Source organism: Streptomyces sp. NPDC021115 (genome assembly GCF_044333065.1).
Taxonomy (GTDB): Bacteria; Actinomycetota; Actinomycetes; order Streptomycetales; family Streptomycetaceae; genus Streptomyces.
The window spans coordinates 1-16,547 of the sequence record NZ_JBIRQF010000009.1 but is presented as its reverse complement, the minus strand read 5'-3'; the positions used below and the strand labels follow the sequence as shown (position 1 = coordinate 16,547).

The window sequence follows — 16,547 nt, the reverse complement described above, 5'->3', positions numbered from 1 at the left end:
CTTCTCCAGGGTGGTGACGCACGTACCGCACAGGCCCTGCCCGCAGGTGAACACCTCGCGCCGGGGCAGATCGGGGGCGATCCGCCACAGCATGTCGAGGGTGAGACGGTCTCCCGCTGCCGCCGACCACGGCCTGACCCACTACCAGGGCGTGGCGGGCAGGCTCGCCGCCGCGGCGCCCCGGGATGGCCCGGGGGACGGAAAGTAAGGAACTTGCTAGGGACTGTGCCCGCTTAATGCTGTAGGGGGCAGCGGCTCGGGTTCAGTTACGGAGAATGATGCGGCAGCAGACGTTCGGGGCAGGCGAGGGCGGTTCCAGGCCGTGCGGCGGGGAATCGGTGTCGGGCGCGGAGGAGGCGTCTTCGCTGCTGCGGCGCAAAATCGACATCAACCTCATGATTCCGCTGCACGCCCTGCTGACCGAGGCGAACGTGACGCGCGCCGCCGAGCGGACCATGGTGGGGCAGCCCGCCATGAGCGCGTCGCTGGCGAAGCTGCGCAAGCACTTCGGCGATCCGCTGCTCGTGCGCGACGGCCGCAAGATGGCGCTGACCCCGCTGGGGGCGTCCCTGCGGGGGCCGGTGACCAGGGCCATCGAGTCCATTCACGCGGTGATGGACAGCACGTCCTCCTTCGACCCGAGCCTTCTGGACCGCACGTTCACCGTCGTCGCCAGCGACTACGTGTCCATCGTCCTGCTGAAGCCCTTTCTGCGGTCGATCGCGGACGAGGCGCCACGGCTGCGGCTGAACATCGTCGCGCCGCGCGACGGCATGGTGCCGCTGGTGCGGCGGGCCCAGTGCGATCTGCTGGTGGCGCCGAGTCCGCTCGTGCCGAAGGAGATCCTCAGCTACCGGAACCGGGATCTGTTCGACGACGAGTTGCTCGTCATCGCCGACCGGGACAACGACCGCGTCGGTGAGACCGTCGGCGTCGAGGAACTCCAGCGGCTCGGGTACCTGGAAGCGATCCCGCAGCTCTTCCAGGACTCCGGGCCGGAGAGCCCCGCCGCCGGCGCCGGGCGCATCATCTCCGGGGGTTACTGCTCCGTCGCGATGCACGTGGTCGCCGGGACACGGCTGGTGACCCTGGCGCAGGCCCGGTTGTTCTCGCTGCTCGGACCTGCGTGCGGGCTGCGGGCGGCGAGGCTGGACGCGGAACTGCCGCCGCTGGTCCACACCATGTACTGGCATCACCGCCACACCGCCGACCCGGCGCACCTCTGGCTGCGGGACAGGCTCGCCGAGGCCGCGGCGGCGCTGGAGCCGCTGGGGAGCGTACTGGCCGGGCTGCCGCCCGCCCGGCAGGAGCAGGGGGCCTCACGGCGGGTCCATGGCGTACTCGGACGCGACGGACAGGCCGTCCGCGGTGGCCAGCACGGCGTCCAGCCCCTTCGTGACGCGGGCGCCGCCGATCACGCGGTGGTCGATCCCGGCGCGGCGGAGGAGCCCGCCGAGGGCCGATTCGGACTCCTGCCCCACGGCGACGACGACCGTGTCCGCCGCGACGACGGCTTCGTTGCCGTCGGCGTCGACGGTGTGCACGCCCTCGGCGGTGATCCGTGAGCAGTGCGCCCCGAACACGGTGCGCACCCCCCGGCGGCGCAGCGCGTCGAGCGCCACCCAGCGGCTGGAACGTCCCAGCGCGGCCCCGAGCCGTTCGCCGCGGTGCAGGATCGTGATGCTCCGTTCCGGCGTCGGCACGTCCGGCGCGGCGCCGGGCACGAGCCCGTATTCGCGCCGGAACCGCTCCGCCGGACCGCTACCGGCCGTACGGGCCACGGTGTGGGCGGCGAAGTGGGCGAGGTCGACGGCGACCCCGCCGCCGCCGATGATCGCCACCCGTTCGCCGAGCGCACCGGGCGCGAACGCCTCCGGGTAGGACAGGACATGGGGCAGATCGGCGCCGGGGATCGGCACGTTGCGCGGGCGGACCCCCGTGGCGACGAGCACGCCGTCGTAGGACCGCAGGAGGTCCAGGTCCGTCTCGGTGATCCGGTGGCCCGGGGTCAAGGTGACGCCGAGCCGGGCCAGCTCCGCGCCGAGCTGGTCGATCGCGGCCGCGTAGTCGGCCTTGCCGGGGACCCGGCAGGCGAGCCGGAACTGGCCGCCCAGCTCGGCTTCCGCCTCGTACAGGTCGACCCGGCAGCCCGACTCGGCGAGGGTGCGGGCGGCTTGGAGACCGGCCGGTCCGCCGCCGATCACCGCCATCCGCCGCGCGCCCGGATCGGCGGGCCGGGGCGGGCGGCGCCGCGGGAACTCCAGCTCCCGCGCGGCCCGCGGGTTGACCAGGCAGCTCACCTCGGCGTCGGACAGGGAACGGTCGATGCACGCCTGGTTGCAGCCGACGCAGATGCCGCCCGGCCGGTCGTCCCGGGCCCTGGCGACCAGCTCCGGATCGGCCAGGAACGGCCGGGACATCGAGACCAGCGCCACCTGTCCGGCGTCGAGGATCGACTCGGCCTGTTCGAGGCGGTTGACCCGGTTGCCCGTGATGACGGGGACGGGCGCCACGGCACCCGCCAGGGTCTCGGCGATCGGCGTCCACACCCCGGGCGGCACCACGGACTGCACGGTGGGCACCGGCGACTCGTGCCAGCCCACGCCGACGTTGAGCGCGTCGGCGCCCGCGGCGACGACCTTCCGCGCGAACCGGACGACGTCCTCGGGGCTGTTGCCGCCGTCGAGGAAGTCGGCCCCGGTGAGCCGCACGATCACCGGGAAGTCCGGCCCCACAGCGGCGCGGACCCGGCCCGTCAGCTCCGCGCCGAACCGGGTACGCCGCTCGGCGTCGCCGCCCCAGCCGTCGTCGCGCCGGTTGGTCAGCGGGGAGAGGAACTGGTCGACGAGATACCCCTCCGACCCCATCACCTCGACGCCGTCGAAGCCCAGCCGTCGGGCGTACGAGGCGCCTGCCGCGAAGTCGGCGAGCGTGGCCTCGATCCGCTCCTCGGTCAGCTCCTGCGGCGTACACCGGGAGACCCTGCTGTACACCGCCGACGGCGCCACCGGACGCGGTCCGGCGGCGCTCGGGTTCGCGTACCGGCCCGCGTGGAACAGTTGCAGGGCGATCAGCCCGCCCGCCTCGTGCACCGCGTCGGCGACCCGGCCCAGCCGGGACCGGAAGGCGGGGTCGGACAGCACGCCGTAACCGGCCCCGCCCGCGCCGACCCGGCTGACCGCGGCGCCGCCGGTGACGATCAGCCCGGCGCCGCCCCGTACCCGCTCGGTGTAGAACGCGGCCAGCGCGGCGCCGCCGTCGTCACGGGCCTCCAACCCCAGGTGCATGGGGCCCATGACGACGCGGTGCGGCAGGGTCAGCGTGCCGATCCGCGACGGCTGGAAGACATGGCGGAATCGCTCGGTCGTCATGGTGTGAGCGGCGGGGTCATGTCCTCGATGTACGGGGGCACCGCCACCGACAGGCCGCCGTCGACGACGATCGTCTGACCGGTGATGTACTCCGCCCCCGGGGACAGCAGGAACGCCACCGTCTCCGCCATCTCCGTCACGGTGCCCGGCCGCCCCTTGGGGATCTTCGACAGCACCTTGGACATGGGGGCCATGCCGGGCACGTTGTAGAAGTAGTCGAGCGAGTCGGACTGGATGAGCCCCCCGCTGACCGCGTTGACGTTGATGCCCCGCCCGGCGAATTCGACGGCCATGGAGCGGACCAGGGCCTCGGTGGCAGCCTTGGCCGAGCCCAGCGCGGCGTACGTCATATAGGCGCGGGTGCCGCCGTAGCCCGACAGCGTGACGATCCGGCCGCCCTCGGGCATCAACTGCACCGCGCGCTGCGCCCCGAGCAGGAAGGCCCGGACGTTCATCGCGTAGGAGCGGTCGATGTGGTGCAGCTTCAGGTCCATGAGCGGCTTGAAGGCGCTGGCCGCCGCGTTGTTCACGAAGTGGTCCAGGCGGCCGTACTCGTCGCGCGCGGCGTCGAAGAGCCGGTCGATGTCCTCGGGGATCTCGACGTCGGCGGCCACGGTGATCGCCTGCCCGCCCGCCTGCTCGACGAGCTTGCGGGTCTCCTCGGCCAGTTCGGCGTTCTTCTTGTAATTGACCACGACTCTGCCGCCGTCGCGCCCGAGGCGCACCGCCAGCTCGCGGCCGATGCCGCGCGAGGCCCCGGTGATCAGGGTGACTTTGCTGTCGCTCATCAGATCGCCCCCAGAACGTCCCGTGCGATGACGGTCTTCTGAATCTCGTTGGTGCCCTCTTCGAACCGCTGCGCCCGGGCGTCGCGGTACACGCGCTCGATCGGGCTGGACTCCCAGTAGCCGATGCCGCCGTGCACCTGGAGCGCCTTGTCGGTGACCCGGGTGAGCATGTCGACGGCGTTCAGCTTGGCCATCGAGGACAGCCCGGCGGCCGCCTCGTCCCCGGCCTGCCACTGCCGCGCCGCGTGCAGCGTGAGCTGGCGGGCGGCCTCGATGTCGGTGGCGTTCTCGGCGAGCGCGAAGGAGATCGCCTGCCGCGCGGCCAGCGGCTTGCCGAACGTCGTACGCCCCCGGGCGTGCTCGACGGCCAGCTCCTGGGCCCGGCGCGCGAGGCCGACGCACGTCATGGCGACCGAGATCCGGCTGGGCGTGAGGAAGCCGCCCAGCGCCACGTCCAGGCCCCGGCCGACCTCGCCGAGGCGGTTGGCGACCGGCACCGGCGCCCGGTCGAAGACCAGATGCGCGTGATCGGTGCCGCGCACCCCCATGGTCTCCGACATGGGCCGCACGTCGACGCCGGGTACGTCGCGCGGCACCATCAGCGCGACCGTCCCGTCCTTGCCCGTGGTCCCCTCCAGCCGGGCGAACAGGAGCCAGTAGTCGCATTCGACGCCGAAGGTGATGAGGTGCTTCTCCCCGGACAGGAAGTACGTGTCACCCTCCTGTACGACGCTGCACCGCAGGTCGGCCCCGGTGCCCGCGGTGGGCTCGGTGAGCGTGAACGCCACGGTGGCGTCGGCCGACACCTGCGGCAGCACGAACTGCTTGCGCTGCTCGTCGGTGGCGAACTGGTCGATCGCCCGCCACACCCCGTTGTGGACGTGCACGATCATGCGCAGCGACGCGTGCGACATCGAGAAGAGTTCCATCAGTTCCAGGAACCGGGGGAACTCAATGCCCATGCCGCCGTACTCCTGGGGCGCGGCCAGCCGCAGATAGCCGCGGTCCCGCAGCTCCTGCTTGAGCGCGGCGGGCACCTTGTGGGTGCGTTCGATCTCCTCCGCGTACCGCTCACCTGGCCCGCGGACGAAATCCTCGATGTCCGCGGCCAATTTCCGGAAGTCCTGCTCGTCCATGCTCACGCCCCGCTCCTCATCAGCTTCTGAATGTCTTCGCGCAGAAGGAACTTCTGCACCTTGCCCGCCGGGTTACGGGGCAGCCGGTCGACCCGCACCAGCCGCTCGGGCCAGTACGGCTTGGCGACCTGTCGCTCGTCCAGGAAGCGCCGCATCTCCTGGAAGTCGAACTCCTCGCCCGCCACGACGTACGCGCAGGCGCGTTCGCCGAGCCGCGGATCGGGCATCGCCACGATCGCGACGTCACGTACCGCGGGGTGGGTGTGCAGCAGCTGCTCGATCTCCCCCACGGGCACCTTCTCGCCACCGCGGTTGACGACGTCCTTCACCCGCCCGCTGATGCGCACGTATCCGGACTCGTCGATGACGGCCAGGTCGCCGCTGCGGAACCAGCCGTCGGGGGTCGTCGCCTCGGCCGTCCACTCGGGACGGTCGTAGTACCCCAGGAACATGCACGGGCCGGAGACCTCGAAGTTGCCTTCCTGCCCGGCGGGCAGCACGGCGCCCGTGTCATCGGTGACGCGCAGCCGGATGCCGTCCAGCGCGCGGCCGTCCGTGCCCCACATCTTCGCCGGTTCGTCGCCGGGCGCGGACAGCGAGCCGAGGCATGTCTCCGTCGTCCCCCACGCGCCGCAGACCGACGTGCCCAGCACCTCGGTCGCCCGCTCGGCCAGCGCGCGCGGCACCGCCGCCCCGGTCGCGACGAAGATCCGCAGCGACGTCGGGGGCTCCCCGGCCTCCTCGACCGCCTCGACGAGGTCGCCGAGGAACGGCGTGGCGGCCTGGACGAACGTGCCCCCGTGCTGACGCAGCAGGCCGAGGGCGGTCTTGCCGTCCCACACCGGTTGCAGGATCAGCGGCACGCCCCGCAGGACGGCGAGCCACATGCCGTAGAGGAAGCCGGTCTGGTGCGCCAGCGGCGACGGGACGAAGACCCGGTCCTCGCCGGTCAGTCCGAGGTGGTGGATCTCCATGGCCGCGGCCCGGGTCAGCGCGTCCATCCGGTGCAGCACGCCCTTGGGCTCACCGGAGGTGCCGGAGGTGAACAGCAGCTGGGCCGGGGCGGCGGGCTCCGGGCGGCGGGCGTCGAGCCGGTCGCGGTCCGGCGCGCGGCGTACGGCGTCGGCGAAGTCGTGCCAGGTCGGGCCTGTTGTGGTCGGGGGTGTGGTGTTCCCGCCGATGACCAGGACGTGTTCGAGGGCGGGCGGGTCGTCCACGCGGAGCAGCTCCGCCACTTCGGCCGGATAATCGCGGCCGCGGAAGCTCGACGGAACCACCAGCACCCGGGCCCGGGCCCGGCGCAGCATGAAGGCCGTCTCCCGCTGCCGCAGCATCGGCATCAGCGGGCAGCTCACCGCTCCGATACGGGCGACGGCCAGGGCGAGCGCGACGAACTCGGCCTGATTCGGGAGCTGGTAGGCGACCGGCTCACCGGGCCGCACACCGAGGTCGAGCAGGAGCGTCGCGACCCTGTCGACCTGCTCGTCCAGTTCGCGCCACGTCCAGCTCAGTCCCCGTCCGCCGTCGGTGCCCGGGTCGAACACGGCGGGCTCGTCGGGACGGGTGTCGGCACACCGGCGCAGATGGTCCCCGATGGGGACGGTGGCGGCGCGGGCGGGCTCGGTGAAACCGGCGGGAGATGAAGGTGCCGGGCTGGGCGTACTGCTCGTCTTCCGGGTCTTCTCCACCGACAGCCCCAGCCCGATGCCGTTCATGTCGTCCAGGAAGCGCGGATAGGAGATGCGGTACGCGTTCGGGTAGGTCAGCCGGGTCTCGCCGTCGGCCACCGTGCCCGCGGCGGCCAGCGACATGAGCACGCGGTGGTCGTTGTACGAGGAGAGGTCCGCCCCGGTCAGCCGGTCGACGCCGTGGCACAGCAGCTGCTCACCGCGCTGTTCGAGCCGGGCACCCATCCGGTTGAGCTGCGTCATCGCCGCGACCCGGTCGGACTCCTTGAGCCGGACGTGGCCGATGTTGTCGAACACGGTGGTGCCGTCGGCCACCGACCCGAGCACGGACAGCACGGGCAGCATGTCGGGTACGGACCGGCAGTCCACCCGGACGGGGTTCAGCCGCGTGCCCTCGTGGCGGACCCGGACCATGCCGGTCTCCGGATCGGGCGTCATCGGCAGGCCCATGTCGGCGAAGATCTTCAGTACGTCCGCCTCGGGGTGGTCCACCTCGTGCGCGGGTATCGCGGGCAGGCCCCGGAACAGCACATCGGCCGGGTGCAGCGCCGCCGCGGCCAGGCCGAACGCCGCCGAACCGATGTCGGGCGGCAGGACCACGGTGGCCGGTCCCGGCTGCTGGTCCGGGGCGATGTCGAACCGCCGCCCGTCCTCGGAGACGTCGACGTACAGTCCGAACTGCTTCATCATCCGGACCGTCAGGTCGACGTACGACCGCTCGTTGAACTCACCCTCCACCGTGATGGTGCTCGGCCCCGTCGCGAACGGCGCCACCAGCAGCAGTCCGGAGATCCACTGCGAGAGGGTGCCCTGGATCCGTACGTGGCCGCCCTTCGGACGGCGTGGCCGCACGGAGATCGGCGGGCAGCCCGTGGGCGAGTCGAGGTCGATGCCGAGGTCGGACAGCGCACGCAGCAGCGGGCCGATCGGGCGCCGCTGGAAGTACTTCTGCCCCACGACGGTCACGGGCGTCTCGGCGAGACAGGAGAGTCCCGCGAGGAAGTAGAGCGTCGTGCCCGAACTGCCCACCGATATCTCGGTCCGCCGCGGACGGTACGGGCCGCCGTGCACGACGAAGGCGTCGCCGTCCACGTCGATCCGGGTGCCGAGGCTCCGCAGCGCGGCGAGGGTGTGCCGCACATGGCCCGCGTCCGACAGGCCCGCGATCCGGCTCACCCCCGGTGCGAGGGAGGCCAGTATCAGGGCCCGGTGCGCATGATATTTCGAGGCAGGAACGATGAGCTGCCCGCTGACCTGTTCGGACAGCCGCTTCACCAATAACCGCAATTCCAGTCTCCCGGTCCGCTGGTTCATAAGGGATGTGCATCGCGTTGGCAGAGAAGGGCTGCCCGCCTCGGATTCATCGATCAGGCGCCTTCATCGGCCAGGCGCCGACGTTCACGCTAGTGGCCGGGGCCCGGGCTTGAGAATGACGACTTTCCCATGCCTGACATCACTGCCGTCGATACTTGTTCACGCGGCCACCGACTTCACGCGGCCACCGGCTTCACGCGACCACCGACTTCACGCGGCCACCGCCCGGGGCACGGCCCGGCCGGACAATCCCGCGGCGATCCGCAGGATTGTCGAACGGAGCCACTGCTGCGCGGGATCGGCCGAGGACTGGGGATACCAGTACATCACTTCGGTCCACGCGGTCGTCGGCACCTCGATCTCGGCCGGACGGAGCCCGAGCGCCCGGCCGAATCTGTCGAAAAGCCGCCGCTGTGTGATGGTGAACATCCGCGTGCCGGGCAGCATATGCAGGGCGGAGGTCACGGTCTCCGTGGTGGCGACCGCGTTCCCCGGCCGAAAGGACTTCAGGAAGCGCGCCTCGGCCAAGGGCATGGCGGACCCGCCCACCTGCACATAGGGCAGGCGGGAGAGATCTTCGGCGAACAGCCGGCCGCCGACGTCGGGATGGTCCTCGGTCACCACCCCGACGAAGTCGTCGGACAACAGCACGGAACTGGGAAACGCGGACGCTCCGCCGGAATCCGCCGTCTGCTGCCGGAGTACGAGATCGCACTTCTTCTGGTGCAGCATGTCCAGCGGCCCGGCCTGATGCGCGATCAAGTTGATCCGCACCCGCGGCGCGAGGTCGGCCACCTCTTCCCACAGCGGGCCCATCATCAGGACCGCCGAGTAATCGTCGGCGACCACGGTGAAGGTCCGTCGGCTGGAAGCGGGATCGAAATGCGCCGTGCCGCCGAGCAGACACCCGATCTGCGACAGGACGTCTTCCAGCTGCTCCAGCAGGGAATCCGCCAAGGGGCTCAGCACCCACTCACGGCCGTCTCTGAGCAACAACGGATCGTCGAAGACGCGACGCAACTTCGCCAGCGCGGTACTCATGGTCGGCTGTCCAACCGACAGCCGCTCCCCGGCCTTCGTGACGCTTCGTTCGACGAGGAGCGCGTGCAGTGGCACGAGCAGGTTGAGGTCCATGTTGACCAGATTCGGGTTCCTCATCGCCCCTCCCTCCTTCGTACCGTCACCGAAGGTCAGCGCTTCTTGGCCACCAGGTGGCGGTAGCTGTCGACCGGCGGCATGAACTGCGACGGCAGGACGCCCAGCTTCTTCAGCAGCTTGGTGGAAGAGCTGTCCTGATAACCGGCGAAGGCCCCGCCGACGCCCTCAGGACCCACGCGCTTGGCCATATGGCGCTGGACCAATCCCGCGCGCTGCTCCTTCAGCGCCTTGTGGAAGGAGCCGTCAGGAGCCAGCCGCCGGTGAATCGCGGTCTTGACCTCCGACGAGATGTCGCGCTCGTGCACCCATTCCAGGCCGAGGTCCTTCTCCTTCAGCTCCACCATCTCCGCATGCCGTTGAGTGGTGAACAGATCGACGTGGGAGAAGTAGCCGCCCGGCTTGAGCACCCGCGCGACCTCGGTCAGGAACGTCTCCAAGTTGGGGTAGTTGTGCGCGCTCTCGATGTTGATGACGACATCGAACTCCCCGTCCTCGAAGGGAAGCTTCTCGGCATCCCCCTGGACGTAGCTCAGACCGTCTCTGCCCAGCGAGGCATTCGCCCGCTTGACGGCCTGCTCCGACAAGTCGAGGCCCACCATTCCGGCCGCCTTGGTGACGCGCGAGAGGAAGTTCAGCCCCTCCCCCAGGCCACAGCCGACTTCGAGTACGGACTTGTCCGCGAAGTCGTCCAGGTCGAAAGGAACCTGCTTGAGCGCGAAGAAGTACAGCTCCTCGGAGAATCCGTCGGTGTCGTAGTTCAGGAAGTCCGGGATCCTCGCGTTGATCTCCTTGGCGATCTGGTCGTCATGAAATCCCCAGTTCCACAGGATTCCCTTCTTCGACATCTGTGCCTGAAGGTCGTAGCTGACGGCGATGGACTTCTTGAGCTTGCCGTCCTTGGCGCTTCCCCGGTTGCGTTCGCCGGTGAGGTTGATCTCGTTGACGCTCGAGAACAGCCCGTACATATCCTCGCGTGTACCCATGGTCTTCCTCTCTTGCTGTGTTCTTTTTCGCTGGGTTCTCTTGCCGGTTCTACGTACCGCTTCTACGGGGCGGGAGCGGGCTCCGGTTCCCCGAGATGACGGCGAAGCTCTTCGACGAGCGATCCCAATTCATCGGCCCGGCCCGCCGCGCCGAACGCGTTGAAGTCCGGGCGTATCAGAAGGGCCGTCGCACCGGCCTCGGCCAGATAGGGCAGATAGCGGTCGTCGACGTCGACCACGGTGCCGGTGTCCAGCCCATTCGGGTCGGTTCCGGAGGGCAGCACATGGACGAACCGGGTGCCGAGCCGCTCCAGGAATTCCGTCTGCCCCTCGTCGAGGAAGGGCCTCGGATCGACCGACGCCAGCAGCACGAAGCCGAGCCCGACCAGCTCGTCGAACAGGCCGGTCCGGTCCCCGCTCGCCACCCGGGCCTGAGGGGTCAGGGCACCGGCCGGGCCGATCGGCGTGCCGTCCGCCGCACAGTGCAGCAGCCCCTCGGACAGCGGAATCGGCGTCGACATGGGCAGGGCCGCCGCACCGCCGCGCTCGCGCCCGGCCAGCATGATCGCGTCACGGTCGGCCGCCGCGACGGGATCGGTGACGCAGATGACCTTGCCCAGCTTCACCGACGTGGTGATGGCGTGCTGGACGTGCGCGCGCCGCTCGGCGGTGTACGTGTCCAGCAGGCGCTCGCCCGCGAGCCCGCGCAGCACGAGGTCGAGCTTCCAGGACAGATTGGCCGCGTCCCGCAGCCCCGAACACATCCCCTGCCCCGCGAACGGGGGCATCAGATGGGCGGAGTCCCCGGCGAGCAGGAACCGTCCGGTGTGCCACTGCCCGGCCCAGCGGGCCTGGAAGGTGTACACGGCGTGGCGCTCCAGCGTCGCGTCCTCGGGGCCGATGTCGAACATCGCGAGCAGGCGCCAGAGGGTGTCCTCCTTCTCCAGCTCGTCGATGCTCTCGCCGGGCAGCCGCATGAACTCGAAGCGGCGGTGTCCGGGCCCGGCCGACACCGCGGTCCGGGGCCGGGCCGGGTCACAGATCTGGAGGTTGTTCGGCCGGTATTCGCGCGGTTCGTTCAGCACCACGTCGCAGATCAGCCAGTCGTAGAAGAACCCCAGGTCGGTCAGCGAGGTCTCCATGCATTCCCGCACGAAGCTGTTCGCGCCGTCGCATCCGACGACCCAGCGGGTGGTCAGGGTGCGCTCGTTCGCGTCGGTGTCCTCAGTGACGATCTCGACGTGGTCCCCGTGGTCCTCCAGCTCCACCGCCTCATGGCCACGGATCACCGTCAGGTTCGGGAAGTCCTCGCCCCGGCTGATGAGCGTCGATTCAAGGCCGGGCTGATACATCGCCGTGGCCTGCGGCCAGCCGCAGTGGCCGTCCGCCGCGCTCTCCATGTAGACCAGCGTCTCGCCCGCCGCGTTGCGCCAGCCGTAGTCCCGGGAGTTCTCCCCCACCTTGCCCAGGAACTGCCCGATTCCCATGGTGGCGAGGATCCGGGCGGCCTCGTCGTCGAAGCCCACGGCACGCGGCATGGGATAGGGCTCGGGCCAGCGCTCGATGACCGTCACGCGCCATCCGCGCTGGGCCAGCATGATGGACAGCACCTGGCCGACCGGCCCGTAGCCGATGATGGCCACGTCGGTTTCGGGTCGCATCGTCGTCTCCATTCGACCCGGGCCTCAGCCGTTCCCGGCCAGGATGTCCTTGACGACGCTGTCGTACTCCGCCGGATCGATCAGGGTGCGGATCTTCTCGTAGCCGTCCTCCACCCGCAGCAGCCGCTTCCCGGTCAGCACCAGCTGGCCGTTGGGCAGCGCGCGTCCCCGTAGCGCCGTGCCCGCGAACAGCGAGTCGCCCACGACCTCTCCCACGCCCGTGCGCTCCGGGCTGTCCCACTCGGCGACCTCGCGGGGCCTGAGTTCGAAGCGGTAGACCGGCCGCCAGTCGCCGGACCGGTCCCTGCGTTCCAGGACGTGATAGACGCCCTGCTCGGTCAGCCGGTAGTCGCATCCGTACTGGTGGCTGACCTCGTCACTCACCCGCAGCGGCTCCAGGTAGGACGGCCCGGCGAAGCCCACATCGACCAGCCAGGTGTCGCCGTCGATCCGCACACAGCCGAAGGTGTGCTCCAGGTCGGGGCCGAACCGGCCGTTCGGCCACCGCTGCGAGGCCGCGAGGATCGCCACGTCGTAGCCGAGTTCCGCCAGCAGCCGCCGGAAGAGGCCATTGAGGTCATGGCACACTCCCCCGTTTCCGTTCACGACGATGTCGGTGAACGCCCGGTCGATGTCGATGTCGACCACGTTCCGGAAGCCGGTGAAGCTGTTGATGAAGTGGCTGCTGTCGTAGGCCACCGACATGAGGTGTCCCTTGTGCAGCGCCCGTAACGTCTCGACGGTGGGCTCGCGCTCCCCCGTGAACCCGATACGGCGCAGATAGGTCTCGACCTCGAACATGCGGATTTCTCTTTTCTCCCGGATCGTCACGCGTTCACGTCGTCCCACTTGCCCAACAGCTCGCGCAGTCGCGTGACAACGAGCTCGCGCGTCGTGTCGTCGTCCTGTACGGCCCTCGACATGGCGGATTCCAGCTTGTCCAGCTCCTCCGCCACGGAAGCCGAAGCCGACGGCACGGCAAGCGCGGCGAGGCCGGGCCGCAGCGCTTCCAGCATCAGGTCGGCGATCATGCCCGCGGTGGGCTGGTCGAAGACCAGCCCGGGCGGCAGCTCCAGCCCGGACAGCTCATTGAGCCGGTTACGGAGTTCCAGCCCGGTCAGCGAGTCGAACCCGATGTCCAGCAGGGCGACACCGTCGCGTACCAGGTCCTTCCCCGCATGCCCCAGCACGCGCGCGGCCTCGCCGCACACCATGTCGACCAGGGCCTGATGCTGTTCCGGCGCGGACAGCCCCGCCAGGCGCGACCGCAACTCCGCGGCGTCCCGGCCGCGTTCCCGTTCCCCGTCCGGGCTCGACGTCCCGTTGGCCGCTGTGTTCGACGCCGTGTTCGCCGCTGTGAGCGCGGCCACCTCCGGCAGGCCACGCAGCAGCGGCCGGTCCCGGGCGACCAGGAACGAGGGCGCGAACCGGGCCCAGTCGATGCCCGCCACCACCAGATGGCCTTCGTCCCGGCCCAGCGCCTGGGCCAGCGCCGATACGGCCAGCCGAGGCTCCATGAGCACCACCCCGGCCCCTGCGAACTCCTCCGCAACCGAGGCGTCGACCATGCCCCCACCGGCCCAGCCGCCCCACGCCACCGCAGTGGCGGGACGTCCAGCGGCGCGGCGGTGCCGGACCAGCGCCTCCACGAAGGCGTTCGCGGCCGCGTAGGCGCTCTGCCCCGCGGCGCCCCAGGCGGCGGCGCCGGAGGAGAACACCACGAAGGCGTCGAGATCCTGATCGGCCAGCAGCTCGTCCAGATGGACCGCACCGGCCACCTTCGCCATCCCCACCTCGGCGAACTGCTCGATGGTGGTGTCGGCCAGCTGCCGTGGTTCCTGGGCGACACCCGCCGTGTGGAACACGGCGGTCAGCGGCTGGGCGACCGGCACATCGGCGACCAGCTTGGCCAGTGCCGCGCGGTCGGTCACATCGCACGCCTCGATGGTGACGCGCGCGCCGAGCGCGATCAGCTCCGCCTCGAGGTCGGCCGCACCCTCGGCGTCCCGCCCCCGGCGGCTGATCAGCAGCAGGTGCTCGGCGCCCAGGCCGGCGGCCCAGCGCGCCACATGGGCGCCGATGCCGCCCGTGCCACCGGTGATGAGGACCGTACCGCGCGGTGTCCACGGCGTTGACGTGGCGTCCGCCGCGTTCTCCACGTTTGCCGCGTCCGCCACGTTCGCCGCGTCCGCGCCGACCCTGGCCCGCTCCATCCGGCGCGCGAACACGCCCTCCGGGCGGATCGCCACCTGGTCCTCGCCGTCCACCCCCGACAGCGTCGCGGCGAGGTGTCCCAGCGCCCGCTGGTCGGGCTCGGCGGGCAGGTCCACGAGACCGCCCCACGACTTGGGGTGGTCGAGGGACAGCACCGTGCCCACGCCCCACACCATGTGCTGGAACGGGCTCGCCAGCTCGCCGTCCTCCCTGACGGCCACCGCACCCGTCGTCACACACCACAGGGGTGCGGTGACGTCCCGGTCGCCCAGCGCCTGCACGAGCGTCACCGTCGTGGCCAGCCCGGCGGACAGGGTGGAGTACGTGTGCGGGTCGGACGAGCGATACGGGCGATCGTCCAGGGCCAGCAGGGACACCACACCCGACAGGTCGTCTGGGACGGTATCCAGCTGCGCACCGATGAGTTCGGCCAGCGGCCGACGTTCCTCATGGTCCACCGTTACGCGCAGAACACGGCCACCGTGCTCGGCCAGCGCACCGCCGACGGACTCGGCCAGCGGGCCGTCGTACGCGGCGGGCACCACCAGCAGCCAGGCACCGGCGACGGTGGCGTCGGCGGGGGCGTCGATTGGTTGCCACGCGATCCGATACCGCCAGTCGTCGACCGTCGACTGTTCCTGCCGACGGCTGCGCCACGTGGACAGGGCGGGCAGCACCTCGTCCAGCGCCGCCGCCTCAAGGCTGAGCGTCCGCGCCAGCGCATGGGCATCACCGCGCTCGACGACCTCCCAGAACTCGGCGTCGAAGTCGCTGGTGAGGGGTGCGGTGTCGGCTTCGCCTTCGAGCCAGTACCGCTGCCGCTGGAAGGCGTACGTCGGCAGGTCGACGCGACGCGCGCCCGTCCCCGCGAACACCTGCTCCCAGTCCACCTCGACCCCGCGTACATGGAGCCGCCCGATAGCGGTCAGCAGCGCACGAGCCTCGTCGGCCACATCGCGGCGCAGGGTCGGCACGCCGTCCTGCCCCAGCATCGCGGTCAAGACGCCGTCCGGCCCCAGCTCCAGGAACGTGGTCACCCCCTCCGCCCGCAGAGCCTCCACGCCATCGGCGAAGCGGACCGTGCCACGCACGTGCTCGACCCAGTACTCCGGCGAGCACAGACGCTCGGGGTCGGCCACCTCGCCGGTCAGGTTCGACACCACCGGAAGGCTCGGCGGGTTGTACGACAGACCGGCCGCGACCTGGCGGAAGTCCTCCAACATCCCGTCCATCAGCGACGAGTGGAAGGCGTGCGACACCCGCAGCTGCTTGGTCCTGCGGTCCTCAAAGTGCTCCGTCACGGCGAGGACCGCGTTCTCGACGCCGGACAGCACCAGCGACATCGGCCCGTTGATCGCGGCGATGCTCACGCCCTCGGTCAACAGCGGGACCACTTCGTCCTCGGTGGCCTCGACGGCCACCATCACACCGCCCTCGGGAAGCGCCTGCATCAGGCGGCCCCGGGCCACCACCAACGCCGCCGCATCCTCCAACGACCACACACCCGCCACATACGCGGCCACGACCTCACCGATCGAATGCCCCGCGACAAAGTCGGGCCGCACACCCCACGACTCCACCAGCCGGAACAGCGCCACCTCCACCGCGAACAAGGCAGGCTGCGCGAAACCCGTCTCATCCAGCAGCTCGGACTCGCCGAAGACCACCTCCTTCAACGACCGGCCGAGCAACCCATCCACGGCAGCGCACACCGCATCGAACGCCTCCGCGAACACCGGAGAGGCCCCATACAGCTCACGCCCCATACGCACCCGCTGCGACCCCTGACCGGTGAACACCACACCCAACCGGCCAGAGATCGACTCCTCACCGCGCACCGCGACCAGGCCCTCTCGCGCCTCATCAGCGGAATCCGCCACCACCACCGCACGGTGATCAAAGTGCGCCCGCGACACCGCCAACGAATACGCCACGTCCACCAGGCTCAGTGCGTCGTCCGCCTCCAGATGGGCAGCCAATCGCTCCGCCTGCTTCTGCAAGCTCTCCGGCGACTTCCCCGACACCACCAGCGGCACCGCACCACCGGAAGCGACCCGTTCGGCAACGTCTTCCTCGGGAGCGGCCTCCAGCACCACGTGCGCGTTCGTCCCGCTGATACCGAACGAAGACACCGCCGCGCGCCTCGGCCGATCCACCTCCGGCCACTCACGCGACTCCGTCAGCAGCTCCACCGCACCCGCCGACCAATCCACCTTCGGCGACGGCGCATCGAC

The 16,547-nt window shown here is 70.5% G+C and carries 9 protein-coding genes and 1 pseudogene; 1 reads left to right on the top strand and 9 read right to left on the bottom strand.

Annotated elements, in window-relative coordinates; genetic code table 11:
* Window positions 1–275: 275 nt before the first annotated feature.
* Window positions 276–551: pseudogene (locus ACH4TL_RS26040) on the top strand (LysR family transcriptional regulator); the annotation flags it as partial.
* A gap of 768 nt (window positions 552–1,319) precedes the next feature.
* Here ACH4TL_RS26040 and ACH4TL_RS26035 read toward each other — a convergent pair.
* From ACH4TL_RS26035 to ACH4TL_RS25995, 9 genes are all read right to left on the bottom strand, one after another.
* On the bottom strand, window positions 1,320–3,371 hold the full coding sequence (locus ACH4TL_RS26035) for an FAD-dependent oxidoreductase (protein WP_398320619.1): 2,052 nt from the start codon (window positions 3,369–3,371) through the stop codon (window positions 1,320–1,322).
* Window positions 3,368–4,159: an SDR family oxidoreductase gene (locus ACH4TL_RS26030; protein ID WP_398320622.1), complete on the bottom strand. Its 792-nt coding sequence runs from the start codon at window positions 4,157–4,159 to the stop codon at window positions 3,368–3,370. The genes ACH4TL_RS26035 and ACH4TL_RS26030 overlap by 4 nt, the downstream gene beginning before the upstream one ends.
* The gene (locus ACH4TL_RS26025; protein WP_398320708.1) at window positions 4,159–5,295 is read right to left on the bottom strand and encodes an acyl-CoA dehydrogenase family protein; all 1,137 of its coding nucleotides are present in this window, start codon (window positions 5,293–5,295) and stop codon (window positions 4,159–4,161) included. The genes ACH4TL_RS26030 and ACH4TL_RS26025 overlap by 1 nt, the downstream gene beginning before the upstream one ends.
* Before the next feature lie 2 nt (window positions 5,296–5,297).
* Window positions 5,298–8,270: a 3-phosphoshikimate 1-carboxyvinyltransferase gene (gene aroA, locus ACH4TL_RS26020; protein ID WP_398320711.1), complete on the bottom strand. Its 2,973-nt coding sequence runs from the start codon at window positions 8,268–8,270 to the stop codon at window positions 5,298–5,300.
* Window positions 8,271–8,507: 237 nt separating this feature from the next.
* Window positions 8,508–9,431, bottom strand: a complete 924-nt coding sequence (locus ACH4TL_RS26015) for a LysR substrate-binding domain-containing protein (protein WP_398320625.1) — start codon at window positions 9,429–9,431, stop codon at window positions 8,508–8,510.
* A 56-nt stretch (window positions 9,432–9,487) separates the two neighbouring features.
* Window positions 9,488–10,438, bottom strand: coding sequence for a class I SAM-dependent methyltransferase (locus tag ACH4TL_RS26010; RefSeq protein WP_398320627.1), 951 nt, complete (start codon window positions 10,436–10,438; stop codon window positions 9,488–9,490).
* Window positions 10,439–10,500: 62 nt separating this feature from the next.
* Window positions 10,501–12,099, bottom strand: a complete 1,599-nt coding sequence (locus tag ACH4TL_RS26005) for a bifunctional 3-(3-hydroxy-phenyl)propionate/3-hydroxycinnamic acid hydroxylase (RefSeq protein WP_398425348.1) — start codon at window positions 12,097–12,099, stop codon at window positions 10,501–10,503.
* Window positions 12,100–12,123: 24 nt separating this feature from the next.
* Window positions 12,124–12,900 carry an arylamine N-acetyltransferase gene (locus ACH4TL_RS26000; RefSeq protein WP_398320633.1) on the bottom strand — a complete coding sequence of 259 codons (777 nt, stop codon included), beginning with the start codon at window positions 12,898–12,900 and terminating at the stop codon, window positions 12,124–12,126.
* A 26-nt stretch (window positions 12,901–12,926) separates the two neighbouring features.
* Window positions 12,927–16,526, bottom strand: a complete 3,600-nt coding sequence (locus ACH4TL_RS25995; protein ID WP_398425354.1) for an SDR family NAD(P)-dependent oxidoreductase — start codon at window positions 16,524–16,526, stop codon at window positions 12,927–12,929.
* Window positions 16,527–16,547: the final 21 nt, after the last annotated feature.

Excerpts from the sequence above, each read along its gene's own strand:
- ACH4TL_RS26015 (WP_398320625.1), bottom strand. The coding sequence starts at position 9,431 with ATGGACCTCAACCTGCTCGTGCCACTGCACGCGCTCCTCGTCGAACGA.
- ACH4TL_RS26030 (WP_398320622.1), bottom strand. The coding sequence starts at position 4,159 with ATGAGCGACAGCAAAGTCACCCTGATCACCGGGGCCTCGCGCGGCATC.
- ACH4TL_RS26000 (WP_398320633.1), bottom strand. The coding sequence starts at position 12,900 with ATGTTCGAGGTCGAGACCTATCTGCGCCGTATCGGGTTCACGGGGGAG.
- ACH4TL_RS26025 (WP_398320708.1), bottom strand. The coding sequence starts at position 5,295 with ATGGACGAGCAGGACTTCCGGAAATTGGCCGCGGACATCGAGGATTTC.
- ACH4TL_RS26010 (WP_398320627.1), bottom strand. The coding sequence starts at position 10,438 with ATGGGTACACGCGAGGATATGTACGGGCTGTTCTCGAGCGTCAACGAG.
- ACH4TL_RS26035 (WP_398320619.1), bottom strand. The coding sequence starts at position 3,371 with ATGACGACCGAGCGATTCCGCCATGTCTTCCAGCCGTCGCGGATCGGC.
- ACH4TL_RS26005 (WP_398425348.1), bottom strand. The coding sequence starts at position 12,099 with ATGCGACCCGAAACCGACGTGGCCATCATCGGCTACGGGCCGGTCGGC.